The following is a 25,184-nucleotide window of genomic DNA, read 5'->3' on the forward strand; positions in this document are numbered from 1 at the left end:
TCGGTCACTGGTAGATGGCCTTTCCGAGCGCTTGCAGAACCAGACCGGTATCCGGACCGAAGGCCAGTAACTGGGTCTCGTCCATGGCGATGATGCGGCGGGCGCGGCCGGCGCGGGTGCCCGCGATGGCGGGCAGTTCGGCCACCTTGTCGATACCGCCGACGGTGTCCGCGCCCTGCGTCATCACCAGGATCACGTCGGGGTCGGCGCGCATGAGCGATTCCGAGCTGACCGTGGTGAAGGGGGCGGTCAGGCCGGCCTCGGTACCCGCGTCCCGGCCGCCGAGCGCTTCGATCAGGTCGTCGGCTCCGGAGTCGGGGCCGGCCAGCAGGATCAAGCGCTCGCCCCGGATGTAGAGGAAACCGATGCTGGGATCGCCGGTGGGATCGGGCAGCGACCGTTCGGCGGTCGCGATCTGCTCCTGCGTGCGGCGCACCAGTTTCTCGCCTGCCGCCTCCGCGCCGAGGGCGGCGGCCACGTCGCGGATCAGCGCGGGGGTGGCGGCCACACTGCGCTCCTCGGTGAAGGACACCACGTCCGCCTGCGTGGCGCGTAGCTGGCCGAGCACGCCCTTCGGGTTGGCGTCGGTGCCGGCGAGGATGATGGTGGGCTTCTGCGCTAGCACGCGTTCGACGTTGATCGCGTGCCCCGGGTCGGTCACCACCGGCAGGTGGTGGACCGACGGGAAGGTGGTGGAGCGGTCGCGGCCGACGAGGTTCGGGCCCAGGCCGAGTGCGTACACGATGGCGCCGAGGGTGCCGTTGCGGTCGAGGGCGATGATGCGCTCGGCGCGCGGAGCGAAGGCGGGATCGGTCTCCACCGGCACCGGATCGTCGCTCGGCAAGGTCACCACCTGCGGGCCGTCCTTCAGGTGCGCGGTGGTCGGTGCGGAGCGGTCCTCGACGTTCAGCGGCGCCGTCGTACAGCCTGCAACGAGTGCGACGACCACGGCGAGGAAGATTCCCAGCAGGGGGCGACGAGCAGACGGCACGGGGGATTCCTTTGGGCGGGCGGCAGATCCAGCGGCCGGAATGAAGCAGCCGGTGGTTTAGGACTACCTTACCTACCCTTTGTACCGACCCGTAGAATGGGTTGACATGACCGTTCGTGCCCCTCTGCAGCCCGGAGTCGTCGCCCCGACACTGTCGGTGCCCTCCGCCATCGCCCGTCCCGAGTACGCCTGGAAGGCGACCGTTCAAGAGGGCAGTGAGCCGTGGGTGCAGACCCCGGAGACCATCGAAAAGGTTCGGGTAGCTGGCAAGATCGCGGCGAACGCGTTGGCCGAGGCCGGTCGCGCGGTGGCCCCCGGCGTCACCACCGATGCGCTCGACCGGATCGTGCACGAGTACCTGATCGACCACGGCGCCTACCCGTCGACGCTGGGTTACAAGGGCTTCCCGAAATCGTGTTGCACCTCACTCAACGAGGTGATCTGCCACGGCATCCCCGACTCCACGGTGATCGAGGACGGGGACATCGTGAACATCGACGTGACCGCGTACCTCGACGGCGCGCACGGCGACACCAACGCGACCTTCTTGGCGGGCGACGTGTCCACCGAGCACCGGGACCTGGTGGAACGCACCCGCATCGCCACCGAACGGGCGATCAAGGCGGTTCGCCCGGGCCGCGAACTCAACGTCGTGGGCCGCGTGATCGAGGCCTACGCTCATCGTTTCGGCTACCAGGTGGTGCGTGACTTCACCGGGCACGGCATCGGTGAGACGTTCCACAACGGCATGATCGTGCTGCACTACGACCAGCCCGACGTCGACACGATCCTCGAGCCGGGCATGGTCTTCACCATCGAGCCGATGATCAATCTGGGCGGTCTGGACTGGGAGCAGTGGGACGACGACTGGACCGTGGTGACCACCGACCGCAAGTGGACGGCGCAGTTCGAGCACACCCTGGTCGTCACCGACACCGGCTCGGAGATCCTCACCCTGCCCGACGCGTGAGGTGCGCGCCGCGGTGAAGGTCGATGTCGTCGTCATCGGGGCCGGACAGGCCGGGCTGTCGGCGGGTTTCCATCTCGCCCGACGCGGGTTCGTTCCCGTCGGCACCGGTACCGGCGAGCCGACGTTCGCGATCCTCGACGCCGGCAGCGGTCCCGGCGGGGCGTGGCGGCACCGGTGGGAGAGTCTGCGGATGTCGACGGTGAACGGCATCTTCGATCTGCCGGACTTCCCGAAACCGCCGATCGACCCGTGCGAGCCCAGCCGGGATGCGGTGCCCCGCTACTTCGCCGACTTCGAAGCCCACAGCGAGCTACCGATCCGGCGGCCGGTCACGGTCACCGCGGTGCGCCGCGTCGACGACGATCACGACGGTGATCTCCGGGTCGAGACGTCCGCGGGCACGTGGACGGCGCGCGCGATCATCAACGCCACCGGCACCTTCAACAATCCGGTGCTGCCCGAGTACCCCGGGCACGACCGCTTCCTCGGTCGCCAGCTGCACTCGCGGGACTACGTCGACGCCGACGCGTTCACCGGGCAGCAGGTGGGCGTGGTGGGCGGCGGGATCTCGGCGCTGCAGCAACTGGCGGAGATCTCGCGGGTCGCCACGGTGCACTGGTACACCCGCCGCGAGCCGGTCTTCCTCGACGGCGACTTCCGCCCCGAGGTGGAGGGGCGGGAGACCATCGCCAAGGTGACCGCCGACGTCGTCGCCGGCCGGCCGCTCTCCAGCGTGGTGAGTTACACCGGGCTGCTGTGGACGCCGTACGCGATCGACGCCGCCGGTCGCGGCGCGCTGGATCGCCGCCCCATGTTCACCGCACTCGAACCCGGCGGCGTACGGGAGGCCGACGGCTCGTTCACCGCGCTCGACACGGTGCTGTGGGCCACCGGCTACCGCGCCGACCTGAAACACCTGGACCCGCTGGGGTTGCGCAACGAACTCGGCGGCATCGCGGTCGACGGCACGCGCGTGCGCGACGAGCCGCGCGTGCACCTCATCGGTTTCGGCCCGTCGGCCTCCACAGTCGGTGCCAATCGGGCCGGTCGCGGTGCCGCCCGCGAGGTGGCCCGCAGGCTCTAGGAGAGTTCGTCGCCGACGCAGAGGGTGGAGACGGCGGCGCTGGTGCGGCCGGTGGCCTGCTCGGACCGGGTCACCGCCGACTGCGATGCCTGCGCCCGGGTCTCGCCTGCGGCGGCGTAGTAGCCGAAATCGGTGGCCGAGGTCCCGGTGGCGTGCGCGACGGCCGCGCAGCCGGACGTGAAGGTGACGTGGCCCCAGGAATCGTCGTAGCCGTGGGTGGCCGCCGCCGCCAGCAGTGCCGAGGTGCTGTCGTAGTTCTTGAACCGGACGACCCGGCCCTCCGGACTCACCACCAGACCCCAGACCTCGCTGGGCGCCGCGCTGGTGCTGGGCGTGACGCGCACGGTACTGGTCGCGGCGGCGGGCGGGTCGCCGCCGCCGTCGTCGCGCGTGGCCAGCACGATCGCGGCGATGATGACCCCGAGTCCGATCACGATGGTGAGCGCCGACAGCGCCAGCGTCGCGGTGGAACGACGGGACGAGGCCGCCGGCGGCGCCGGCGGGAGCGGCGGCTCGGTGAGGCCGGGGACCGGCCCGACGCGCGTGTGCCGCCGCGTCGGCCGTCCGTGCCCGGCCAGGGCGGCGGCGAACTCGCGGCACGACGGATACCGCTGGGCCGGATCCTTCGCCAGCGCGCGGGCGAAGACCTCGTCGAGGTAGGCGAGGGCGGGGTCGGCGGCGCTGATCGACGGCGGTTCCCCGTGCAGGTGGGCGTGCAACAGGGCCGCGGGGGACTGGCCGGCGTACGGCGGGCGCCCGGTGAGCAACTCGTAGGCGGTGCATGCCAGCGAGTACTGGTCGGCGGCCGGACCGCTGCCGTGCGGGCCCGCGGTCTCCGGGGCCGCGTAGGCGAGGGTGCCGACGAACGAGCCGGCCGCGGTCAGCGACGTCGCCCCGGCGAGTCGGGCGATGCCGAAGTCGAGGACGGTGACCCGATCGATCTCGCCGTCGGGGCGGCGCGTCACCATCAGGTTGCCCGGCTTGACGTCGCGGTGCACCACGCCGCGGGCGTGCGCGTAGTCGAGGGCTTCGCCGGCCTGCCGGGCGATCTCGGCCACCTGCGGCACCGGGAGGCGGCCGATGCCGGACAGGTCGCGGCCCTGCAGGTACTGCATGGTGAACCAGGGGCGGTCGTCGGTGATGCCGTGGTGGTAGACGGTGACGATGCCGGGATGGTCGAGCGAGGCGATGGTGCGGGCCTCCGCGGCGAACCGGGCGGCGAAGTCGCCGTCGGCATCGAGGTTGAGCACCTTGAGGGCCTCGCGGCGGCCGAGGTGCGGGTTGACCACGAGGAACACTCTCCCCATGCCGCCTCGGCCGAGCTCGGACTGCACGTCGTAGCCGGCGAAGGCGCGGCCGGGCACCGGACCGGTCATCTACTTTCCTCCTGCTTCGGCGTGAACGAGGCTGATGATATCGGTGACCCCCTAAGCTGGCTGTCGTGGAATCGGAACATCTGAAGGTAGAGCACGACGGACTGGTTTTCGACGTACACCGCAGCGGCCCGCCCCGGGGCCCGTGGGTGGTGCTGCTCCACGGCTTTCCGGTGAACTCGAGTTGCTACGACGCGGTGCTGCCGCGCGTGCACGACGCCGGGCTGCGCACCCTGACCATCGACCAGCGCGGTTACAGCCCGGGCGCCCGACCGGAGGCGGTCGAGGACTATCGCTTGGACACGCTGGTCGACGACGTGCTCGGGGTCCTCGGACACCTGAACATCGCCTACTCGATGCTCGTCGGACACGACTGGGGCGGCATCGTCGCCTGGCATCTGGCCGCCAAACATCCCGAGCACTTCACCGGTCTGGTGGCGATCAGCACCGGGCATCCGTCGGCGATGGCCGCGGCGCTCGCCGAGGGCGACGATCAGCGCACCCGCTCGGCCTACATCAAGAACTTCGTGGCCGACGGCGCCGAGGCGGTGCTGTCCGCGCGCAACGGCGTGATGCTGCGGCGCGCGGGTGTGCACGCCGACGAACTGGGCCCGATCCTGGCCCCGGACGGGCTGCGCGGACCGCTGAACTGGTATCGCGCCAACTTCACCGGCGACATCGCGAAGACGCTGGCCTGCCCGCCGGTGGAGGTGCCCACCACCATGCTGTGGAGCGACGCCGACGCCGCGCTGGGCCGGGAGCAGGCCGAGATGAGCGGCCGTTTCGTCTACTCCGACTTCCGATTCTCGGAACTGGCCGGCGTCGATCATTGGGTGCCGCAGCGCACCCCGGAGGCGGTGGCCAGCGAGATCGCGCTGCGGTCGGCCCAATTCTGACGGTCAGCCGGGGCTGACGGTCAGTCCAGTTCGAGTCCGAGGAGGGCGTTCTCCAGGACCTCGGGCAGCGCCGGATGGATCCAGTACTGGCCCCGGGCCATGTCCGCCGCGCCCAGCCCGAAGGACATCGCCTGAATGGCAGGCTGAATGATCGACGACGCCTGCGCGCCCAGGATGTGCACCCCGAGCAGCAGCCCGGTGTTGCGGTCGGCGATCACCTTGCAGAAGCCGACGGTGTCTTCCATCGCCCAGCCGTAGGCGACGTCGCCGTAGGCCTGCACCTTCACCGTGATGTCGTATCCGGCGGCGACCGCCTGATCCTGGGTGAGACCGACCGTGGCCACCTGGGGGCGGGTGAAGACGGCGGCGGGCACGTACTGGTGCGCGAAGGTGTCCAGGTTCTCGCCGTCCCAGCCCTTGAGCAGATTGGCCTGCACCACGCGCTGTTCCTGATTGGCGACGTGCTTGAGCTGATACGGCGACGACACGTCGCCCAGCGCCCAGACGCCCCGCGCGGCGGTGCGGCCGTGTTCGTCGGTCGACACCCGGCCGTCGTCGGTCAGTTCCAGGCCGATGGTGTCCAGGGCCAGCCGGTCGCCGTTGGGCGTGCGGCCGGTGGCCACCAGCAGGACGTCGACGTCGAGATGTGAGCCGTCCTTGCAGACCAGGCGCACGCCGCCGCCGGGCAGCGAGGCGGCGGCGGCGATGTCGGTGTTGAGCCGGACGTCCCACTGCTCGCTGACGACCTCGGTGAACCGGGTGCTCAGCTCGGTGTCGAGCTTGCGCAGGAGTCGCGGTCCGCGCGCGATGATCGACACCTGCGTGCCGAGACCGGCGAAGACGTGGGCGAACTCGCTCGCGATGTAGCCGCTGCCCAGGATCGCCATGGTGCCGGGCAGTTCCGGCAGCCGCATCACGTCGTCGTTGGTGTAGTAGCGCACCCCCGACTCGGCGATCACGTCCGGGATCTGCGGGCGGGCGCCGGCGGCGATGACCACCTCGGTGGCCAGCACCACGTCGCCGTCCGCGGTGACCAGGCGGTACCGACCGGCCTCGGCGTCGCGGCCGTCGAAGAGCACGTGCGAGGAGTAGACGGTGATGTTGTCGCAGTCCTCGATGCGGTAGCGCTTGCCGCCCGCGGAGATCGGGTCGATGCGTCCGAACACGCGGTCGACGATGTCGGGCCACCGGACGGTGGCGGGTGCGGTGTCGAGGTTGTAGGTGCCGGCGCCGGCGATCGCTTCGGCGACGTCGGCAGCGTAGACGAACATCTTGGTCGGGATACAGCCCACGTTCAGGCAGGTCCCGCCGTAGATGCTCTCCTCGAAGATCGCGATGGAGGTCTGCGCGAACCGGTCGTCGGGCAGCGAGTTGCCGCTGCCGGAACCGATGATCGCGAGGTCGACCAGCTGCGGTGCGCTCATCGGGCCGCCTCCACGTCGGCGGTGTGGTCGATCTGGGCGGGCCGGTCGATGTGGGCGGCCAGCCAATCGCCGACCACGGCGTAGGCATGCTCGCGCGGATCCCGCAGGGACAGGAACACGTCGTGCCGGGCGTCTTCGATCGCCACCGACAGCACGTGGCGGCCCAGGAACGGCGACCAGCGAGCGATGTGGTTCACGTCGAGCACGCAGTCGGCGGTATCGACGGCGACGTCGTAGTTCTTCCGGAAGCGGGTCTTGTCCGACCGCAGCGACAGCACCGGGACGCCGACGTCGATACCGGCGTGCACAGCGAGGTGGCCCTTGCGGACCGCGCTGAGCCAGCCGAAACGCGGGCCGAAGCCGCCCAGCGGCTTGCGTTCGAGGTCGTAGGACCATTCGCCGTGGGCCGACTCGTGCAGGCTCTCGCCGTAGGAAGCGGACAGTTCGCGGGGAACCGGAGCGGTGCCGCGCAGGCGCCCCAGGACCGACAGTGCGCGGGCGGCGGCACCGGTGCGCAGCACGGCCTCGCCCTGCAGATCGAGCCAGGGGCTGTTGAGGACCAGGCCGCTGACCTGCGCATGCCGGGCCGGGTTGGTGCGACGCAGCCGGTCCAGCCACAGCGGCGTCACCAGGCCGCCGGTGGAATGGCCGACGACGACCACCCGGTCGGGTCCGCCCGCCTCGGCGAGCTCCCCGGTGACGATGTCCAGCGACGCGTCGAGTTCCTCGTCGTAGACCGCGAGGTCGGAGACGTAGTGCGGGGTGTGGTGCGCGGTCAACGATCGCCCGCACTTGCGCAGGTCTAGCGCGTAGAAGGCGTATCCGCGGTCGGCGAAGAACTCGGCGAGCTCGGTCTGGAAGAAGTAGTCGGTGAAGCCGTGCACATACAGCACCGCGCCGTTCGGGGCCGGGACGGTGCCGGACTGACGGACCAGCGTCGCGCTGATCGGGTCTTCGCCGTCGGGATCCGGCCCAAGGGGCAGGGTCAGCATCTCGTACTGGTCCAGGAACTGGTCGGGGCGCCAATGATGCGCGGGCCCCTCGGTGCGGGAGGAATCGGTAACGCTCACGGCCTACACACTAGTTAGGGGCGTGCGCCAGGGTCGTTCGGCGTGTCATGCATCCCACAATTGCACTGCCGATTCGAGCGAGATGGTGCTCATGGTGGAGAATACCGAGGAGCGAACCCGGACGAAGCGGTCGGGCGGTGGAGGAAGTGAGCATTTCGTGGCGCAGAAGGTGATCAGGACAGACGTAGCGCTGGTCGGAGCAGGCATCATGAGCGCGACGCTCGGAGCCCTGCTGCGCCAGTTGGAGCCGAGCTGGTCCATCAGCCTCTTCGAGCGCCTGGATGCGGCCGCCGCCGAGAGCAGCGATCCGTGGAACAACGCCGGCACCGGTCACTCGGCGCTGTGCGAGCTGAACTACACGCCGATGGGCGCCGACGGTCAGATCGACATCACCAAGGCCCTCAACATCAACGAGCAGTTCCAGCAGTCGCGCCAGTTCTGGGCGCACGGCGTCGACAACGGCGTGCTCGGCGCGCCCGACGAGTTCATCAACCCCATCCCGCACGTCGCCTTCGCACACGGCGACAGCGGCGTCGACTACCTGGGCAAGCGCCACGCCGCCCTGGCCGGTCACACGCTGTTCGAAGCCATGGAGTACATCACCGACGAGGCGACCTTCGCCGACCGGCTGCCGCTGATGGCCAAGGGTCGCGACTACTCCGATCCGGTCGCCCTCAACTGGTACACCGAGGGCACCGACGTCGACTTCGGCGCGCTGACGCAGCAGCTGCTCAACTTCGTCGGGCGCGACGCGTCCCTGTACTTCGGGCACGACGTCCGGAATCTGACGCAGCAGAGCGACGGCAGCTGGGTCGTCAAGGTCCGCAACACCCGCAGCGGTGAGACCTTCCGCGTCGAAGCCAAGTTCGTCTTCGTCGGCGCCGGCGGCGGTGCGCTGCATCTGCTGCAGAAGTCGGGCATCCCCGAGGCCAAGGGCTTCGGCGGGTTCCCGGTCAGCGGCGAGTTCTTCCGCTGCACCAACCCCGATCTCATCGCCGAGCACTCGGCCAAGGTCTACGGCCAGGCCGCCGTCGGTGCGCCGCCGATGTCGGTGCCGCACCTGGACACCCGCGTGATCAACCATCAGAAGGGTCTGCTGTTCGGCCCGTACGCCGGCTGGTCGCCCAAGTTCCTCAAGACCGGCGGCATCATGGACCTGCCGAAGTCGGTGAAGCCGGGCAACCTGCTGCCGATGATGTCGATCGCGCCGAAGGAGTTCGGCCTGCTCAAGTACCTGATCGGTGAGCTGGCCGCCAGCCCGGCCGACCGCGTCAAGACGCTGTCCGAGTTCGTGCCGGAGGCCACCGGCGGCGACTGGGAGATGATCACCGCCGGCCAGCGCGTCCAGGTGATCCGCGGCCAGGGCGCCAAGGGCAACCTGGAGTTCGGTACCGCGGTGGTGGCTGCGGGCGACGGCACCATCGCCGGCCTGCTCGGCGCCTCCCCGGGCGCGTCGACCGCCGTGCCCGCGATGATCTCGGTGCTGCAGCAGTGCTTCGGCGACCGGTTCGACGGCTGGCAGGGCAAGCTCACCGAGATGATCCCGTCGTACGGCCAGAAGCTCAACGACAATCCGGCGCTCTTCCGCCAGATGTGGGACTGGACCAACCGCAGCCTCGAGCTGACCGGTCGGGGCGGGCGGCACGCGGCACCGGAACAGACGGACTGATCCAGCGGGCGGGAGGTGACGCGACATGCCTGACTACGCAGACCTCACCGCCCAGCTGTTCGAAGCAGGTCGTGCCTTCGACCAGGACAGTTCGGCGACGCTGCGAGCGGCGCTCGATGCGCTGACCGCGCAGCAGACCGATCCGAAGGTGCTCGGGGAGCTCCTCGAAGCCGTCCTACTCGTCGGGCAGGGGCTGGACCTGGCCGAAGTGCTGCAACGCATCACCCAGGTCGCTGCCTCCGTGCTCGACGCGCAGTACTGCGCGCTCGGCGTCCGCGGCCCGGAACGCGGTTTGCAGGCCTTCGTCTACACCGGCATCGCGCCCGAGGTGCGCAAGCGCATGGGCCGCCTGCCGCGGGGGCACGGTGTGCTCGGCGAACTGCTCGACCACCCCGAGGTGCTGCGCATCGACCACCTGGGTCGGCACCCCGCCTCGATCGGGTTCCCGCCGAACCATCCGCCGATGGACTCCTTCCTCGGTGCGCCGATCATTGTGCGCGGTGAACTGTTCGGCAGCATCTACCTCACCGAGAAGCTGACCGGCGCGGGCTTCACCGAGCAGGATGAGCACATCGTGTCGGTGCTCGCCGTCGCGGTCGGCATCGCCGTCGACAACGCCCGCCTGTATGAGCGGCAGCTCACGCGCCGACGCTGGATGGAGATCCTGGCGCACCGCGGTTCCGAACCGATGGCCGGTATCGCACTGACCGACACGCTGAACGGCCTATGCGCGGACGTGGCTGCCCTCACCGGCGCCGTCGACGTCTTCATCGTCACCTCCGACACGGGGGCCCTGCAGTTGCACGGGCACACCGGTGCGCCCGTGGATCCGGCCGGCATCACGTGGCCCGGTCTGGCGTTCAGTGTGAGTGAGGCCGACGGGGACGGTGCCGACTGGATGCGGGGACGGGCGCGGTGGAAGACCGCGCAACCCATGCAGCGCGCGCCCGGGGACTTCGGGGCCATCGTCCTGACGCATGCGAACCGGCCCGCGTGGGAACCGGAGGAGGTCGCCGGTCTCACCGGGGTGGCGCGGGTCGCGGCACTCGCCGTCGCCTACGCCGACCAACAGCAGATCGTGCGCGATATGGAGATGCTGTCCGATCGGCACCGCATCGCTCGGGACCTGCACGACCATGTGATCCAACGACTGTTCGCGATCGGCATGTCGCTGCAGACCATGCAGGCCGCGCCGGAGCAGGTGGAGTCTCGACTGACCCAGGTGATCGACGATCTGGACACCACCATCGGGCAGATCCGCACGTCGATCTTCGATCTGCAGTCGGCGCACCGCAGCGGCAGCGAGATCACGCTGCGGCGCAAGGTGCTCGACGTCGTCGCCGAGCTGGCGCGGCACGCGCCGATCGTCCCCAGCGTCGCCTTCGTCGGACCGGTCGACACCCTGGTACCCGACATCCTGGCCCCGCACATCGAGGCGGTGCTGCGCGAAGGACTGTCCAACGCGCTGCGCCACTCCGGCGGCGATCGGATCGCGGTGCGCATCGTCGCCGACGACGTGCTGACGGTGGAGATCTCCGACAACGGCACGGGCATTCCGACGGACGCGGCCTATCGCGGCCTGGACAATCTGACCCGGCGCGCTGACGAGTGCGACGGCAACTTCACCGTCGAATCCCGCCCGGGCGGCGGCACCACGCTCATCTGGGAAGTACCGCTGCGGCCCGCCTGAGGGTCAGAACCGGAAGCGCGTGCAGTCGGTGGGAAACGACGTCCAGGCGAGGGCTCGCTCGGGCACGATCTGGCGCAGCCCGCCACCGTCCTCACCGGACCAGGCGTCCGCGGCGGGGGCGTAGTCGTCGCCGTGATACTTCACGAAGGCCTCGGCCAGGCGCGCGCCGAGCGTCTCCGGGTCGGCGCGGGTGGCGGTCGAGGTTCCCTCCACGATCACCACGTCGGTGCCGCTCTCCAGCGTCAGGGTGACGTGCGGGTTGGCCTCGGTGTTGCGCGTGTGCCGCGTGGTCGGGGCGCCGTCGTAGTAGAAGCGGCCGTCCACCCACACGCCCCAGCGCGGGACGCTGTGCGGGCGGCCGTCCGGTCGCACGCTGGCGAGCCAATAGTGTTTGGCCGCAACGAGTTTGGGCTCGACATCGGACCACGAGAGCAGTCCGTCGGTGCTCTCCGGAAGCCCGTAGCCCTCGGGGAAGTCCGGGCGGTCCGGCGCGGGCGCGCTCATCTGCCGCGCTCGCCGAGTTTGGTGGCCATCACCGCGACCTGGGTCCGGCGCTGCATGTCGAGTTTGGCCAGGATGTGCGAGACGTAGTTCTTGATCGTCTTCTCCGCCAAGAACATTCGTTCGGCGATCTGCCGATTGGTGAGGCCTTCGCCGATCAGCTTGAACACTTCGCGTTCCTGCCCGGTGAGCTCGGCCAGCGGATCGACTTCGTCTTTCTTGTCGTCGCGCAGGCGGGCCAGCAGGGCGGCGGTGCTCCGGTCGTCGAGCAGCGAGCCGCCGTGTCCGATGGTCCGCACCGCGTTGATCAGGTTGTGGCCCAGGATCTGCTTGAGCACGAAGCCGGAGGCGCCGGCCATCACGGCGGCGAGCAGGGCGTCGTCGTCGGCGTAACTGGTGAGCATCAGGGCCCGGACGTTGCGGTTGCGGGACCGGATCTCCCGACACAGCTCCACGCCGTTGCCGTCGGGGAGTCGGACGTCGAGGACCGCGACGTCCGGCGAGGTGGCGTCGATGCCGGTGAGCGCTTCGGCCACGGTCGCGGCTTCGCCGACGATCTCCAGGTCCCCGGCGGTGCCGAGGAGGTCGCGCAGACCGCGCCGGACCAGCTCGTGATCGTCGACCAGGAAGACGCGCACCGGCGCGCCGTCAGCGGCGGGTGTCGCGGGATTCGTCGAGGGAGACATGCCTTGAATCTACCGCAGGTCCCGGGACCCGAAGCGACGTCAGGCCCGGGTGGATCGGGTCTTTGGGCGGTGGGAACCCGCGAGGGCACGGGACACGATGGAAGCCATGACCACGTTGATGACGAAGAACATGAGCGGCTCGGATCTGCTGCGGGAACTCCTTCCGGTCTGCGAGACGGAAGTGGAACGCCACATGAAGATGACCCGCGACTGGCATCCGCACGACTACGTGCCGTGGGACGACGGCCGCAACTTCGCCATGCTCGGCGGTGTCGACTGGGATCCGGAGCAGTCGCAGCTGTCGGAGACCGCCAAGGCCGCGATGATCACCAACCTGCTGACCGAGGACAACCTGCCGTCGTACCACCGGGTGATCGCCGACAACTTCAGCCTCGACGACGCCTGGGGCTTCTGGGTGGGGCGGTGGACCGCCGAGGAGATGCGGCACTCCATCGTGATGCGCGACTACCTCGTGGTGACCCGCGGGGTGGATCCGGTGGAACTCGAAGAGATCCGCATGCAGCACATGACCGGCGGCTTCAACCCGCTGCCGAACGACGACGGCCAGCGCGACCACAGCTACGACATGCTCTTCGCCGTCACCTACGTGTCGTTCCAGGAGCTCGCCACCCGCGTCAGCCACCGCAACACGGGTAAGGCCTGCGGCGACCCGATCGCCGACCGGATGTTGCAGCGCGTGGCCGCCGACGAGAACCTGCACATGCTCTTCTACCGCAACATCGTGGCCGGGGCCCTCGACCTGGTGCCGGACGAGGCGATGGCCGCGATCTACGGCATCGTCTCGAACTTCCAGATGCCGGGCGCCACCATGCCCAACTTCCGCCGCAATGCGGTCCTCATCGCCAAGGGCGGCATCTACGACCTGCCGCAGCACATGGAGGAGGTCATCATGCCGGTGCTGCGCAAGTGGCGGATCTTTGAGCGCAACGACTTCGGCCCGCTCGGCGACATGTACCGCGAGAAGCTCGCCGAGTTCCTCGAGGAGATGAACGTGAAGGTCGGCAAGTTCGAGGCCGCCCGCGATCGTGCTCTGGCCCGCGAGCGCGCACGTACCGCCTGAGTCGCCCCTTCGACCGGCGCAGGGACCGGGGTGCGATCGCCCGACAGTAGGATTCTGCACATGGGCGAAGGACATTATCTCGTGGGCTTGGACCTGCGGGGACGCAAGGTAGTGGTGGTCGGCGGCGGTTCCGTCGCGCAGCGGCGGTTGCCGAATCTGATCGCCGCCGGTGCCGACGTGCACGTGATCGCCATCGATCCGCGCCCCACCGTGGAGGCCGAGCCGGCCGTCACCGTGCATCGGCGGGCGTGGGCCGACGGCGATCTGACCCGGGGCGAACTGGCCGATGCGTGGTACGTGCTGGCCTGCACCGATGATCCGGCGGTCAACGCCGCGGTGGGCGCCGAGGCCACCGCGCAGCGCATCTTCTGCGTCCGGGCCGACGATGCCCGGCAGGGCACCGCCGTGACCCCGGCCTCCGGTCGGTACGACGGCCTGCAGTACGCCGTGCTGGCCGGCGGCGACCACCGCCGCAGCGCGGCCACGCGGGCGGCGATCGGGGTGGCCCTCGCCGAGGGCACCGGACTCAGCGTCGCTGCGGCCGCGCCGCACGCGGCGGGCGTGGCCCTGGTCGGCGGCGGCCCCGGCGACCCGGAACTCATCACCGTCCGCGGTCGTCGACTACTGGCTCAAGCCGACGTGGTGGTGGCCGACCGCCTCGCGCCCGGCGCCCTGCTCGACGAGCTGGGACCGCAGGTGGAGGTGATCGACGCCGCGAAGGTGCCGTACGGGCGGGCCATCCGGCAGGAGAAGATCAACGAGCTCCTCGTCGACCGGGCGCGCGCCGGAAAGTTCGTGGTGCGCCTCAAGGGCGGCGACCCGTACGTCTTCGGCCGCGGTTTCGAGGAACTCGAAGCCTGCGTCGAGGCCGGCGTGCCGGTGACGGTGGTACCGGGCATCACTTCGCCGATCTCCGCGCCCGCACTCGCCGGGATCCCGGTGACCCACCGCGGCATTACGCACGAGGTGGTGATCGTCTCCGGGCACGTCGCCCCCGACCATCCCGACTCGCTGACCGACTGGTCGGCGCTCGCCAAGCTGCGCGGCACCCTGGTGCTGATGATGGCGGTGCAGCGCCTGGACGCCTTCGCCGGTGCGCTGCTGCACGGCGGCAAGGCCGCCGACACCCCGGTCGCGCTGATCGAGAACGCATCGCGCCCGGATCAGCGGTTGATCCGCACCGACCTGGCCAACGCGGCGGCCACCGCCGTCGCCGAGAAGCTGGTGCCGCCGGCGATCGTCGTCATCGGACCGACCGCCGCCTTCGACGCCTCGTCCGTCGCGCCGCAGCCGGGGGAGGACGCATGATCGGCCGCGTCGTCGGCGTCGTCTCGGGCCTGATCCTGCTGGTCGCGGCCGTCGCCGCGTGGTGGGTGTCGCCTGTGGTGACCGCCGTGCTGGTGGGCGTCGCAGTGGTCGCGATGACCGGGTGGCAGCTCTACCGGCGCGCCCACCACATCGAGCCCGCCGCGCAGAACGTCTGGACCGTCTACATCTGGCCGCTGACCTTCGGCGCGCTCGCCGTGATCGCGTTGAACGGCTGGATCTATCGGATCTCGGCCGACGCCGGCGGCGAGTCGGGCAGTGTCGGCACTCTCATCGGCCTGGCCACCGGCGTGGTCGGGATGGCGGGCGCCTACGGCTACGGCCGCGTCCGCGCGCAGAACGTGCAGATCTCCGAGCAGCGCTACGGCGCGGCCCGCGATGAGCAGGAGTCCGAGGACGAGGCCGACGCCGCGCCGGCGCAGGAGTGGTTCTTCCCCCAGCAGTGAGGGCGGCAGGTCAGTGCGTGTGGGCGGCCGTGCGTGCGGGCGGTCAGTCGGTGATGACGGTGATCTCGGTGGGCGAGGTGATCTCCACCCGGTGCCCGGCCGACGACAGGACGGCGGCGAGCTTGCCGATGTCGGCGACCTGGGCGCGGGTGCTGACCAGATCGCGGGCGATCAGGCCCTTGTAGTGCTTGTTGAAGTGGCTCACCACGCTGCGTGAACCGTCGGCCGCCTCGGTGACGACGGTGGCGGTGACGGCGCCGCGCACCGGGCCCAGCGACAGGTAGGCGCCCGAACGCAGGTCCACCACGAAGTCGTCGAGCGCTTCGAGTGCGGGGGAGAGCACCGGTTTCCACACCGCCGCGAGGGTGCCGAAGCCGGGCAGCTTGGAGCCGCCGGAGAGGCGATAGGCCGGAATCTCATCGGTGGCCGCGACCACCCCGAACAGTGCCGAACCGATCATCAGCCGGTCGGCGGCCTTGGCCTTGCTCGCGCGGGTCATGCCGCGATAGTCGAGGGCGTCGTAGAGCACCCCGGTGTACCGCGTGATGGCCGGGCGGGTCGGCGAGACGAACAGTTCGGCATTGCGATCGACTTCGGCCAGCTGCGACTTGCCCAGGCCCAGGGCGCGCTGCGACGCGTCCAGATCGTCGGCCAACGCGACGAGGGCGTCGGCCACCCGGCGCCGCGTCGCGGCCAGCTCAGGGAGGGACAGTTTCTCCAGGTCGAGGGGTACGCCGGCACCGCCGTCGGACTTGGTTTCGGAGGGGGGAAGGATCACACGCACCCGAACACCGTAGCGAGGAGGGGCGGCGACTACTCTGACCACCTGTGATCACGCGTATGTCCTCCCTGTTCCTGCGCACCCTGCGCGACGACCCCGCCGATGCCGAGGTGCCCAGCCATAAGCTGCTGGTCCGCGCCGGTTACATCCGGCGTGCCGCCCCCGGCATCTACAGCTGGCTGCCGCTGGGTCTGAAGGTGTACCGCAACCTGGAGAACATCGTCCGCCAGGAGATGGACGCGATGGGCGGCCAGGAGATCCTGCTGCCCGCGCTGCTGCCGCGCGATCCGTACGAGACCTCCGGCCGCTGGACCGAGTACGGCGACAACCTGTTCCGCCTGCAGGACCGCAAGGGCAACGACATGCTGCTCGGCCCGACCCACGAAGAGCTGTTCACCCAGCTCGTGAAGGGCGAGTACAGCTCGTACAAGGATCTGCCGGTGATCCTGTACCAGATCCAGACCAAGTACCGCGACGAGGAACGTCCCCGCGCGGGCCTTCTCCGCGGCCGCGAGTTCGTGATGAAGGACTCGTACTCGTTCGACGTCGACGACGCCGGCCTGGAGCACGCCTACCAGCTGCATCGCGATGCCTACCAGCGGATCTTCGACCGCCTCGGCGTCAAGTACGTGATCGTGGCCGCCACCTCCGGCGCCATGGGCGGCAGCGCCTCCGAAGAGTTCCTCGCCGAGTGCGAGGTGGGCGAGGACACCTTCGTCCGCAGCACCGAGTCCGGCTACGCCGCGAACGTCGAAGCCGTCGTGACGCCGGTACCGGCCGCGCTCCCGATCGACGGACTGCCCGCGCCGACGGTGCACGAGACCGGTGACACCCCCACCATCGACACGCTGGTCGACTGGGCCAACGGGGCCCTCGACGGCGAGTACACCGCCGCCGACACCCTCAAGAACGTGATGGTCAAGATCCGCAAGCCCGGCGAGGAGTGGGAGATCACCGCGATCGCCGTGCCCGGCGACCGCGAGGTGGACTTCAAGCGCCTGGAAGCCGCCGTCGAGCCCGGCGACGTGGAACTGCTCACCGACGCCGACTTCGCCGCCAACCCGGGGCTGGTGCGCGGCTACATCGGCCCGAAGGGCGTGCAGGAGTCCGGCTTCACCTATCTGGCCGACCCGCGCGTGGTGACCGGTACGTCGTGGATCACCGGCGCCGACGAGGACGGCAAGCATGTCGTCGGCCTCGTGGCCGGCCGCGACTTCACCCCGGACGGTGTGATCGAGGCCGCCGAGGTGCGCGCCGGCGATCCGTCGCCGGACGGACGCGGTGTCCTCGAGACCGCGCGCGGCATCGAGATCGGCCACATCTTCCAGCTGGGCCGCAAGTACGCGGACGCCTTCGGACTCGACGTCCTCGGCGAGAGCGGCAAGCCCGTCCGCGTCACCATGGGCTCCTACGGTCTCGGAGTATCGCGCCTGGTCGCGGTCCTCGCCGAGCAGATGCACGACGACAAGGGCTTGGCCTGGCCGCGCGGGGTGGCGCCGTTCGACGTGCACCTGGTGATCGCCAACAAGGACGAGGCCGCCGTCGCCGGCGCCCAGGAACTGGCGGCGCAGCTCGACGCCGCCGGGCTGGAGCTGCTGTTCGACGACCGCAAGGCATCGCCGGGCGTGAAGTTCAAAGACGCCGAGTTGCTCGGCATGCCCACCGTCGTGGTGGTCGGCCGCGGCTGGGCCGACGGCACCGTCGAGATCCGCGACCGGAGCACCGGCACGGCCACGGCCGTCCCGATCGCCGACGCGGTCGACGCCGTGCTGGCCGCGGTGCGCGGCGAGGCCTGAGCCCGGGCCGCTGATCCCGGGCCCCGGCCCGGGATCTAGGCCTGGGCGGTGCCGGGGAACGCGGTGGTCACCGGACTCCGGCCCAGCGACCGGCGCCACTGCGCGGCGCGCAGCGCGCAGTCGGTGAGACCGTCGACGGCGCGCACGCGCAGCGCGGCGGTGTCGACCTGTTCGGCCATCGCCCGGAAGGCGCGGGCGCACTCGGTCTCCGCGCCCAGCAGGGCGGTGGCCGCCGAATCGGGGCCGGTCACCTCCACCGGTAGGCGGTAGCCGGCCGCCGCCTGGCGCGCCGGTGCGCCGAGGGCCACCAGGTCCTCGTTCAGTTCGTCGCGCCGCACCCGATGCGCGGCGAGGTACTCGCCCACCGCCGCCCGGTCGCCGGAGCCGATGAACGCGGTGCTGACCCCGTAGGTGAAGATCGCCGCGTTCTCCGCGTCGATCGCGTTCTCGAGTGCCTCGATGGTGCTCATGGCAGTTGAACCTCTTTCAATGCGGTGCACGAGGCGCTGATGGAGGCGAGCAGTCCGGCCCGAAAACCGTCGGCCGCGGCGGCGGCCGCGGAGGCTGCGGTGGCCGACTTCTGCAGTTGCGCGCGGAGGTCGTCGAGCGTCCCGGCGCCCACCCCGGCGGGGGCGGTGATCCCGGAGGCGGCCGGTGCGTGGAGACGATTGATCTCGTCGGTGAGCGCCTGCGCGTGGGCGCCGCGCTCGGCAGCGACTTGGCCCAGGGCAGCGGTGTATTCGGTCTCGCGCGGGGCGAGCTGCTCGGCTTGACGACGCTGACGATCGGCGGCCTGGGCCAGCGGCACCAGCGCTTCGGCGTCGCGCTGCCGGTCGGAGGGGCCGGGGCTGCACGCGGTCACCGCGGCACCGGCCGCGATCGCGAGGGTCAGGCCTGCGCCACCGCGAAGAACGGTGCGACGGGAGACGACGGCGGGTTCGGGGCCAGGCGGGCGAGCGGTCACATCGCCCGATTCTGCCAGCCGTCCGGATCGACTATGGTGAAAGGTCCGTGCAGCGGCCCCGGTTCGGCCGCCACGACCGCCCGATGAGGAGAATCCAGTGACCACCAGCAGTGGCCCCGCCGCCACCGGCGACGCGGCCGAGAAGCTCGAACGACTGGTCGGCCCGATCCTCTCCGAGGCGGGGTACGACCTGGAGGAGCTGACCGCGGGCCCCACCGGCGAGGTGCGGGCCGTGCGGGTCATCGTCGACCGGGACGGCGGCATCGGGCTCGATGAACTGGCTCAGGTCAGCCGACAGCTGTCCGAGGCGCTCGACGAGACCGACCTGTTCGGCGAACAGGCCTACGACCTGGAAGTGAGCACTCCCGGCATCGGGCGTCCGCTGTCGCTGCCGCGCCATTGGCGCCGCGCCCGCGGCCGCAAGGTGGCCGTGCGGCTGCTCGTCGACGGCGCGAAGTCGACGGTGCAGGGCCGCGTCGCGGAGATCGACGACGACACCGTCGCGCTGCTCCACAACGACAAGGGCCGGATGCGCACACAGTCGATCCCGTTCGCCGACATCGAGTCCGCGAAGATCGAGGTGGATTTCACCCGGCCCGGCGAGGCGGAACTGCGCCGCTGCGGCCTCGACGACGACGAGATCGCTCGTCGTCGTACCCCCGCGAGCTGACGCCGCGCCCGCGCGGCACCCTTAGACCCCCCTCACTTACAACTGCATCCGACAAGCGAATAGGAGTCGCCACCATGCACATCGACGTCACCGCATTGCGGCTGATCGAAGCCGAGAAGGGTATCCCCGCCGATACCGTCATCACCGCCATCGAGACGGCTCTGCTGACCGCGTACCGCCACACCGACGGTTACGCACCGCACGCCCGCATCGACATCGACCGCAAGTCGGGCCAGGTGCGCGTCATGGCGCAGGAGCGGGACGACGACGGTGTGCTGGTGCACGAGTGGGACGACACCCCGGACGGCTTCGGCCGGATCGCCGCCACCACCGCCCGCCAGGTGATCCTGCAGCGGCTGCGCGACGCGGAGAACGAGAAGCAGTTCGGCGAACTCGTCGCCCACGAAGGCGAGATCGTCGCCGGCGTGGTGCAGGCCGACGCCCGCGCCAAGGCCAAGGGCCTGGTGGTGGTCGAGATCGGCACCGAGGCCAACGTCACCGAGGGGGTGATCCCGCCCGCCGAGCAGGTGCCCGGCGAGAACCTGCAGCACGGTGACCGCGTGAAGTGCTACGTGGTGGGCGTGTCACGCGGTGTCCGCGGTCCGCAGATCACCCTCTCGCGCACCCATCCGAACCTGGTGCGCAAACTGTTCGCACTGGAGGTCCCGGAGATCGCCGACGGCTCGGTGGAGATCGTCGAGGTGGCGCGCGAAGCCGGTCATCGCTCCAAGATCGCCGTGCACACCCGCCTCGCCGAACTGAACGCCAAGGGCGCCTGCATCGGACCGATGGGCCAGCGCGTGCGCAACGTGATGAGCGAACTCGGCGGCGAGAAGATCGACATCATCGACTACTCGCCGGACCCGGCCGAGTTCGTCGGCAACGCCCTGTCGCCGGCCAAGGTGGTCTCGGTGACGGTGGTCGACGAGGCGACCCGCGCGGCGCGCGTCATCGTTCCCGACTACCAGCTCTCTCTCGCGATCGGCAAGGAAGGGCAGAACGCCCGCCTGGCGGCACGCCTCACCGGTTGGCGCATCGATATCCGTTCGGATGCGGAGACCGCCGAGCCCGCAGCCCCGGCCCAGCCCGCGTCCGATGGCGCGCAGGCCGTCGAAAATGAGCTAGACTGATCGGTGGTTCTTCCAGAGTCGACACATCCGATCCGCATGTGCGTGGGCTGCCGTCAACGCAGTCCACAATCCATGCTGGTCCGGGTGGCGGTGAACGCGAAGCCAGAATTGGTGATCGATCACCGGAAGAACCTGCCGGGACGTGGTGCCTGGCTGCACCCGTCGGAGTCCTGTGTGACGACGGCGGTGCGGCGACGGGCGTTCGGACCGGCACTCCGGGTACGCGGGCTGACCGTGGACCCGGCCGACCTCGCCGAGATTTTCGGCGAGGCGCCATAGGGGCTCCGCAGGGAGCCAGGACAGGTGAGTGGAAGACATGAGCACACCGTGAAGTCGCCACGATGAGCATGTTGGTTCAATAACCCGAGGCCGTAGCGGAAGCCCGCTCGGCCTCCAAGTGAGGAGAGCAGTGGCAGGCAAGGCCCGCGTCCACGAATTGGCCAAGGAACTCGGCGTCACCAGCAAAGCAGTGCTGGAGCGTCTGAAGGACCAGGGAGAATTCGTCAAATCCGCGTCGTCGACCGTCGAGGCCCCGGTGGCCCGTCGACTCCGCGAATCTTTCGCCCCCGCAAACGATGCGGGTGGCAGTGCCCCGGCGGCGACGCCGACCAAGGCAGCAACCCCGTCGCCCGGCGCCAAGCCCGGCGGCGCGAAGCCGTCCGGCCCCAAGCCGGGCGCACCCAAGCCGGGCGGACCCAAGCCCGGTGCTCCGGCCGCGGCGACTCCCGCCGCGCCGGCTCCGGCAGCTCCGACTCCGGCTGCGGCCGCCGCGCCGGCGACCCCGGCCGCTAAGCCCGCCGGTCCCAAGCCGGCCGGTCCCAAGCCGACTCCGGCGGCTCCGGCAGCGTCGGACGCTCCGGCGACGCCTGCGCCTCGTCCGGGCCCGCGCCCGATGCCGCGTGCTCCGCGCGTCGGCAATAACCCGTACTCGTCGACTCCGGCACCCGCGCCGCGCCCGCAGGGCCCGCGCCCGGGTCCGGGTCAGGCCGGTCCGCGCCCCGGCGGCGGTCGTCCTGCTCCGCAGGGTCGTCCGGCAGCCGGTCCCGGCGGTCCGCGTCCCAGCCCGGGCAGCATGCCCCCGCGCCCGAGCCCGGGTGCGATGCCCGCACGTGCGGCTCGTCCGGACGCCCGTCCCGGCGGCCGCGGTGGCCCCGGTCGCGGTGGTCCCGGCGGCGGTGGCGGCGGATACCGCGGCGGCCCCGGCGGCGGCGGTGGCGGCACCGGTGCACCCGCAGCAGGCGGCGGCTTCCGCGGCCGTCCCGGCGGCGGTGGCGGCCCGCGTGGTCGCGGTGGAACCGCGGGTGCCTTCGGTCGTCCCGGCGGCGCTCCCCGCAAGGGACGCAAGTCGAAGCGGCAGAAGCGGCAAGAGTACGACTCCATGCAGGCGCCGTCGGTCGGTGGCGTTCGGCTGCCGCACGGCAACGGTGCGGTCATCCGCCTCGCGCGCGGTGCATCGCTGTCGGACTTCGCAGACAAGATCGACGCCAACCCGGCATCGCTGGTCCAGGCGCTGTTCAACCTCGGCGAGATGGTCACGGCCACCGAGTCGGTGAACGACGAGACCCTGGAGCTGCTGGGCTCGGAGATGAACTACGTCGTCCAGGTCGTCAGCCCCGAGGACGAGGACCGCGAGCTCCTGGAGAGCTTCGACCTCACCTACGGCGAGGACGAGGGCGGCGAGGACGATCTCGCGCAGCGTCCGCCGGTGGTGACCGTGATGGGTCACGTCGACCACGGTAAGACCCGACTGCTCGACACGATCCGTAAGGAGAACGTGGGCGCGGGCGAGGCTGGCGGCATCACCCAGCACATCGGTGCGTACCAGGTGAACACCCAGCTCAACGGCGAGGATCGTCTGGTCACCTTCATCGATACCCCGGGTCACGAGGCGTTCACCGCCATGCGTGCCCGCGGTGCGAAGGCCACCGACATCGCGATCCTGGTGGTCGCAGCCGACGACGGCGTCATGCCGCAGACGGTCGAAGCCGTGAACCACGCGCAGGCGGCCGACGTGCCGGTTGTCGTCGCGGTGAACAAGATCGACAAGGAAGGCGCCGACCCGGCCAAGATCCGCGGTCAGCTCACCGAGTACGGCCTGGTGCCCGAGGAATACGGTGGCGACACCATGTTCGTCGACATCTCGGCCAAGCAGGGCACCAACATCGAGCAGCTGCTCGAAGCCGTCCTGCTGACCGCCGACGCGTCGCTCGATCTGCGTGCCAACCCGGACATGGACGCCCAGGGTGTCTCCATCGAGGCGCACCTCGACCGCGGTCGCGGTCCGGTGGCCACAGTGCTCATCCAGCGCGGTACCCTCCGCGTCGGCGACTCGATCGTCGCCGGCGACGCCTACGGTCGCGTTCGTCGCATGGTCGACGAGCACGGCGAGGACGTCGAAGAGGCCTACCCGTCGCGTCCCGTGCAGGTCATCGGCTTCACGTCGGTGCCCGGTGCCGGCGACAACGTGCTGGTGGTCGACGAGGACCGCATCGCGCGGCAGATCGCGGACCGTCGCAGCGCGCGCAAGCGCAACGCGCTGGCCGCTCGCAGCCGCAAGCGGATCAGCCTGGAAGATCTGGATTCGGCGCTGAAGGAGACCAGCCAGCTGAACCTGATCCTCAAGGGCGACAACTCCGGTACGGTCGAGGCCCTCGAAGAGGCCCTGATGCAGATCGAGATCGACGACGAGGTGCAGCTTCGCATCATCGATCGCGGTGTCGGCGGCGTCACCGAGACCAACGTCAACCTGGCGGCGGCCTCGGATGCCATCATCATCGGCTTCAACGTGCGCGCGGAGGGCAAGGCCACCGAGCTGGCCAACCGCGAGGGCGTCGAGATCCGCTACTACTCGATCATCTACAAGGCGATCGAGGAGATCGAGGCGGCGCTCAAGGGCATGCTCAAGCCGATCTACGAAGAGGTCGAGCTGGGCCGCACCGAGATCCGCGCGATCTTCAAGTCGTCCAAGGTCGGCAACATCGCGGGCTGCATGGTGCAGTCCGGCGTGGTCCGTCGCAACGCCAAGGCACGCCTGCTGCGCGACAACGTGGTCGTCGCCGAGAACCTCACGGTCTCGTCGCTGCGCCGCGAGAAGGACGACGTCACCGAGGTCCGCGAGGGCTTCGAATGCGGTCTGACGCTGACCTACTCCGACATCAAGGTCGGCGACATCATCGAGAACTACGAGATGGTGGAGAAGGCGCGGAGCTGATGGTCGATCACGCACGGGCCGCACGGCTCGCCAAGCGGATCTCGACGATCGTCGCCTCGGCGATCGGCACCGAGATCAAGGATCCGCGGTTGGCTCACGTGACAGTCACCGACTGTCGGGTCACCGGCGACCTGCACGACGCCACGGTGTTCTACACCGTGATGGGTGCGACGGTCGACGACGAGCCCGACGTGGCCGAAGCGGCGGCCGGTCTGGCCGCCGCGACCGGTGCCCTGCGTTCCCTCGTGGGCGCAGGCACCGGGGTGCGGTTCACGCCCACTCTGCGGTTCGAGCTCGACACGGTTCCGGATGCGACGCGGGCGATGGATGAACTCCTCGCTCGGGCTCGTGCCCAGGACGAGCTCGTCGCGCGGTCGGCCAAGGACGCGAAGCCGGCCGGGGACAGCGATCCCTACCGGCACGACGAGGATGCCTCCGGCCCAGAAGCCGAGGCTCGCGGGTGAATCCTGCTTCAGCAGTGGAGATCGCCGACGTCTTGCGAGAGACGTCGGCGGTCGCCATCTTCAGTCATATCCGGCCCGATGCCGACACGATCGGTAGCGCACTGGCCTTGGGCCTGGCGCTGCGTTCGCGCGGCGTGCAGGTCGCAGTGAGTTTTCCCGGTCCGGAGGCCTTGCCGGGCACGCTCCGGGAGCTGCCCGGATCGGAATTGATCGTCGACGACGCCGACCTGGCGCCTGCGCCGGTCGCGGTGGCCGTGGATGCGGCCACGGTCGAGCGGCTCGGGGGACTGGCGTCGGTGTTCAGCGCGTCCGAGCGCACCGTGTGCATCGACCACCACGTGTCCAACAGCGGTTTCGCCGACCTGGACCTGATCGACGCCACCGCCGACTGCACGGCGGTCCTGGTGCTCGACGTGCTCGACGCCCTCGGCGCCGAACTCACCAAGGAGGTCGCGACCTGCCTGTACGCCGGGCTGGTCACCGACACCGGTTCGTTCAAGTGGGCGCGCCCGGCGTCGTTTCTCGTCGCCGGTCGGCTCACCGCCGCCGGGGTCGACTCGGCGCACTGGAGTCGGGTGCTGATGGACTCCCATCCGTTCGGCTGGTTCGCCATGGTCTCCGCGGTGCTCGCCACCGCTCGCCTGGACGAAACCGCTTGCGGCGGAGCCGGTCTGGTCTACGCCGTGGTCGACGCCGAGCAGATGGCGCCGATGTCGTGGGAAGACGGCGAGAGCGTCGTCGACATCGTGCGCACCGCGCGCGAGGCCGACGTGACGGCGGTATTCAAGGAGGCCACGCCGGGACGTTGGAACGTCTCGCTGCGGAGTACTGCGCAGGTCGATCTGGTGCCTATCGCCGGTTCTCTGGGCGGCGGGGGACACACCCGCGCGGCCGGCTACAGCGATCGGGGCACGGCCGACGAGGTCGTCGCGCGATTGCGCGCGGCCCTGTAGTCGTACCC

General features: G+C 70.2%; 24 protein-coding genes. 15 read left to right on the plus strand and 9 right to left on the minus strand.

Annotated elements, in window-relative coordinates:
* Nucleotides 1-4 precede the first annotated feature (4 nt).
* Nucleotides 5-991, minus strand: coding sequence for a heme/hemin ABC transporter substrate-binding protein (locus MUG78_RS13125; RefSeq protein ID WP_246995463.1), 987 nt, complete (start codon nucleotides 989-991; stop codon nucleotides 5-7).
* A 106-nt stretch (nucleotides 992-1,097) separates the two neighbouring features.
* Between MUG78_RS13125 and map the strand changes: the two genes are divergently transcribed.
* Together map and MUG78_RS13135 are read left to right on the plus strand one after the other, a co-directional pair.
* The gene (gene map / locus MUG78_RS13130; RefSeq protein WP_246995465.1) at nucleotides 1,098-1,961 is read left to right on the plus strand and encodes a type I methionyl aminopeptidase; all 864 of its coding nucleotides are present in this window, start codon (nucleotides 1,098-1,100) and stop codon (nucleotides 1,959-1,961) included.
* Nucleotides 1,962-1,974: 13 nt separating this feature from the next.
* Nucleotides 1,975-3,045 (plus strand): flavin-containing monooxygenase, encoded by a 1,071-nt coding sequence (locus MUG78_RS13135; RefSeq protein ID WP_246995467.1) that lies wholly within the window; start codon nucleotides 1,975-1,977, stop codon nucleotides 3,043-3,045.
* Here MUG78_RS13135 and MUG78_RS13140 read toward each other — a convergent pair.
* Nucleotides 3,042-4,421, minus strand: coding sequence for a serine/threonine-protein kinase (locus MUG78_RS13140; protein WP_246995469.1), 1,380 nt, complete (start codon nucleotides 4,419-4,421; stop codon nucleotides 3,042-3,044). The genes MUG78_RS13135 and MUG78_RS13140 overlap by 4 nt on opposite strands.
* A gap of 65 nt (nucleotides 4,422-4,486) precedes the next feature.
* Here MUG78_RS13140 and MUG78_RS13145 point away from each other — a divergent pair, with 65 nt between their 5' ends.
* Nucleotides 4,487-5,314 carry an alpha/beta fold hydrolase gene (locus MUG78_RS13145; RefSeq protein ID WP_246995471.1) on the plus strand — a complete coding sequence of 276 codons (828 nt, stop codon included), beginning with the start codon at nucleotides 4,487-4,489 and terminating at the stop codon, nucleotides 5,312-5,314.
* Between the two features lie 20 nt (nucleotides 5,315-5,334).
* Here MUG78_RS13145 and MUG78_RS13150 read toward each other — a convergent pair whose 3' ends face one another.
* Nucleotides 5,335-6,738, minus strand: a complete 1,404-nt coding sequence (locus MUG78_RS13150; RefSeq protein ID WP_246995473.1) for a mycothione reductase — start codon at nucleotides 6,736-6,738, stop codon at nucleotides 5,335-5,337.
* Nucleotides 6,735-7,730, minus strand: a complete 996-nt coding sequence (locus MUG78_RS13155; RefSeq protein WP_246997032.1) for an alpha/beta hydrolase — start codon at nucleotides 7,728-7,730, stop codon at nucleotides 6,735-6,737. Before MUG78_RS13155 ends, MUG78_RS13150 begins: the two co-directional genes overlap by 4 nt.
* Nucleotides 7,731-7,965: 235 nt before the next feature.
* On the opposite strand from MUG78_RS13155, the gene mqo reads away from it, so the two are divergent.
* Nucleotides 7,966-9,477 (plus strand): malate dehydrogenase (quinone), encoded by a 1,512-nt coding sequence (gene mqo / locus MUG78_RS13160; protein ID WP_246995475.1) that lies wholly within the window; start codon nucleotides 7,966-7,968, stop codon nucleotides 9,475-9,477.
* A 25-nt stretch (nucleotides 9,478-9,502) separates the two neighbouring features.
* Nucleotides 9,503-11,167, plus strand: a complete 1,665-nt coding sequence (locus MUG78_RS13165; protein WP_246995477.1) for a GAF domain-containing sensor histidine kinase — start codon at nucleotides 9,503-9,505, stop codon at nucleotides 11,165-11,167.
* A gap of 3 nt (nucleotides 11,168-11,170) precedes the next feature.
* Here MUG78_RS13165 and MUG78_RS13170 read toward each other — a convergent pair whose 3' ends face one another.
* Nucleotides 11,171-11,671, minus strand: a complete 501-nt coding sequence (locus MUG78_RS13170; protein WP_246995479.1) for a pyridoxamine 5'-phosphate oxidase family protein — start codon at nucleotides 11,669-11,671, stop codon at nucleotides 11,171-11,173.
* A complete protein-coding gene (locus MUG78_RS13175) occupies nucleotides 11,668-12,354 on the minus strand; it encodes a response regulator (protein ID WP_246995481.1) in 687 nt (228 codons plus the stop codon). The genes MUG78_RS13170 and MUG78_RS13175 overlap by 4 nt, the downstream gene beginning before the upstream one ends.
* A 106-nt stretch (nucleotides 12,355-12,460) precedes the next feature.
* Between MUG78_RS13175 and MUG78_RS13180 the strand changes: the two genes are divergently transcribed.
* Genes MUG78_RS13180 through MUG78_RS13190 form a run of 3 tightly spaced genes read left to right on the plus strand, consistent with a single transcriptional unit; the run spans nucleotide 12,461 to nucleotide 15,207 of the window.
* A complete protein-coding gene (locus MUG78_RS13180; RefSeq protein WP_246995483.1) occupies nucleotides 12,461-13,435 on the plus strand; it encodes an acyl-ACP desaturase in 975 nt (324 codons plus the stop codon).
* A gap of 60 nt (nucleotides 13,436-13,495) precedes the next feature.
* Nucleotides 13,496-14,743, plus strand: a complete 1,248-nt coding sequence (gene cobA, locus MUG78_RS13185) for a uroporphyrinogen-III C-methyltransferase (RefSeq protein WP_246995485.1) — start codon at nucleotides 13,496-13,498, stop codon at nucleotides 14,741-14,743.
* Nucleotides 14,740-15,207 (plus strand): hypothetical protein, encoded by a 468-nt coding sequence (locus MUG78_RS13190; protein WP_246995487.1) that lies wholly within the window; start codon nucleotides 14,740-14,742, stop codon nucleotides 15,205-15,207. Before cobA ends, MUG78_RS13190 begins: the two co-directional genes overlap by 4 nt.
* Before the next feature lie 43 nt (nucleotides 15,208-15,250).
* Here MUG78_RS13190 and yaaA read toward each other — a convergent pair whose 3' ends face one another.
* Nucleotides 15,251-15,991 (minus strand): peroxide stress protein YaaA, encoded by a 741-nt coding sequence (yaaA, locus tag MUG78_RS13195; RefSeq protein ID WP_246995489.1) that lies wholly within the window; start codon nucleotides 15,989-15,991, stop codon nucleotides 15,251-15,253.
* 56 nt (nucleotides 15,992-16,047) lie between these two features.
* Here yaaA and MUG78_RS13200 point away from each other — a divergent pair, with 56 nt between their 5' ends.
* Nucleotides 16,048-17,784: a proline--tRNA ligase gene (locus MUG78_RS13200; RefSeq protein ID WP_246997034.1), complete on the plus strand. Its 1,737-nt coding sequence runs from the start codon at nucleotides 16,048-16,050 to the stop codon at nucleotides 17,782-17,784.
* 35 nt (nucleotides 17,785-17,819) lie between these two features.
* Here the strand turns inward: MUG78_RS13200 and MUG78_RS13205 are convergent, their stop codons facing one another.
* Nucleotides 17,820-18,254 (minus strand): ferritin-like domain-containing protein, encoded by a 435-nt coding sequence (locus tag MUG78_RS13205; protein WP_246995491.1) that lies wholly within the window; start codon nucleotides 18,252-18,254, stop codon nucleotides 17,820-17,822.
* Entirely contained in the window at nucleotides 18,251-18,748 is a 498-nt protein-coding gene (locus tag MUG78_RS13210) for a hypothetical protein (RefSeq protein ID WP_246995493.1), read from the minus strand. Before MUG78_RS13210 ends, MUG78_RS13205 begins: the two co-directional genes overlap by 4 nt.
* 97 nt (nucleotides 18,749-18,845) lie before the next feature.
* Between MUG78_RS13210 and rimP the strand changes: the two genes are divergently transcribed.
* The 6 genes from rimP to MUG78_RS13240 all read left to right on the plus strand — a co-directional run bounded on the left by rimP (nucleotide 18,846) and on the right by MUG78_RS13240 (nucleotide 25,176).
* Nucleotides 18,846-19,418, plus strand: a complete 573-nt coding sequence (gene rimP, locus MUG78_RS13215; RefSeq protein WP_246995495.1) for a ribosome maturation factor RimP — start codon at nucleotides 18,846-18,848, stop codon at nucleotides 19,416-19,418.
* Between the two features lie 74 nt (nucleotides 19,419-19,492).
* Nucleotides 19,493-20,548: a transcription termination factor NusA gene (gene nusA / locus MUG78_RS13220; protein WP_246995497.1), complete on the plus strand. Its 1,056-nt coding sequence runs from the start codon at nucleotides 19,493-19,495 to the stop codon at nucleotides 20,546-20,548.
* An 84-nt stretch (nucleotides 20,549-20,632) separates the two neighbouring features.
* Nucleotides 20,633-20,827: a YlxR family protein gene (locus tag MUG78_RS13225; RefSeq protein ID WP_246995499.1), complete on the plus strand. Its 195-nt coding sequence runs from the start codon at nucleotides 20,633-20,635 to the stop codon at nucleotides 20,825-20,827.
* 130 nt (nucleotides 20,828-20,957) lie between these two features.
* On the plus strand, nucleotides 20,958-23,759 hold the full coding sequence (gene infB, locus MUG78_RS13230) for a translation initiation factor IF-2 (protein WP_246995501.1): 2,802 nt from the start codon (nucleotides 20,958-20,960) through the stop codon (nucleotides 23,757-23,759).
* Entirely contained in the window at nucleotides 23,759-24,223 is a 465-nt protein-coding gene (rbfA, locus tag MUG78_RS13235; RefSeq protein ID WP_246995503.1) for a 30S ribosome-binding factor RbfA, read from the plus strand. Before infB ends, rbfA begins: the two co-directional genes overlap by 1 nt.
* Complete coding sequence (locus tag MUG78_RS13240; RefSeq protein ID WP_246995505.1) at nucleotides 24,220-25,176, plus strand: DHH family phosphoesterase; 957 nt, start codon at nucleotides 24,220-24,222, stop codon at nucleotides 25,174-25,176. The genes rbfA and MUG78_RS13240 overlap by 4 nt, the downstream gene beginning before the upstream one ends.
* Nucleotides 25,177-25,184 lie beyond the last annotated feature (8 nt).

Source organism: Gordonia alkaliphila (genome assembly GCF_023017165.1).
GTDB classification, from domain to species: Bacteria; Actinomycetota; Actinomycetes; order Mycobacteriales; family Mycobacteriaceae; genus Gordonia; species Gordonia alkaliphila.

Excerpts from the sequence above, each read along its gene's own strand:
- MUG78_RS13170 (WP_246995479.1), bottom strand. The coding sequence starts at position 11,671 with ATGAGCGCGCCCGCGCCGGACCGCCCGGACTTCCCCGAGGGCTACGGG.
- MUG78_RS13165 (WP_246995477.1), top strand. The coding sequence starts at position 9,503 with ATGCCTGACTACGCAGACCTCACCGCCCAGCTGTTCGAAGCAGGTCGT.
- MUG78_RS13140 (WP_246995469.1), bottom strand. The coding sequence starts at position 4,421 with ATGACCGGTCCGGTGCCCGGCCGCGCCTTCGCCGGCTACGACGTGCAG.
- MUG78_RS13150 (WP_246995473.1), bottom strand. The coding sequence starts at position 6,738 with ATGAGCGCACCGCAGCTGGTCGACCTCGCGATCATCGGTTCCGGCAGC.
- map (WP_246995465.1), top strand. The coding sequence starts at position 1,098 with ATGACCGTTCGTGCCCCTCTGCAGCCCGGAGTCGTCGCCCCGACACTG.
- MUG78_RS13190 (WP_246995487.1), top strand. The coding sequence starts at position 14,740 with ATGATCGGCCGCGTCGTCGGCGTCGTCTCGGGCCTGATCCTGCTGGTC.
- MUG78_RS13155 (WP_246997032.1), bottom strand. The coding sequence starts at position 7,730 with ATGCTGACCCTGCCCCTTGGGCCGGATCCCGACGGCGAAGACCCGATC.
- MUG78_RS13175 (WP_246995481.1), bottom strand. The coding sequence starts at position 12,354 with ATGTCTCCCTCGACGAATCCCGCGACACCCGCCGCTGACGGCGCGCCG.
- nusA (WP_246995497.1), top strand. The coding sequence starts at position 19,493 with ATGCACATCGACGTCACCGCATTGCGGCTGATCGAAGCCGAGAAGGGT.
- MUG78_RS13200 (WP_246997034.1), top strand. The coding sequence starts at position 16,048 with ATGTCCTCCCTGTTCCTGCGCACCCTGCGCGACGACCCCGCCGATGCC.
- cobA (WP_246995485.1), top strand. The coding sequence starts at position 13,496 with ATGGGCGAAGGACATTATCTCGTGGGCTTGGACCTGCGGGGACGCAAG.
- MUG78_RS13180 (WP_246995483.1), top strand. The coding sequence starts at position 12,461 with ATGACCACGTTGATGACGAAGAACATGAGCGGCTCGGATCTGCTGCGG.
- rbfA (WP_246995503.1), top strand. The coding sequence starts at position 23,759 with ATGGTCGATCACGCACGGGCCGCACGGCTCGCCAAGCGGATCTCGACG.
- MUG78_RS13205 (WP_246995491.1), bottom strand. The coding sequence starts at position 18,254 with ATGAGCACCATCGAGGCACTCGAGAACGCGATCGACGCGGAGAACGCG.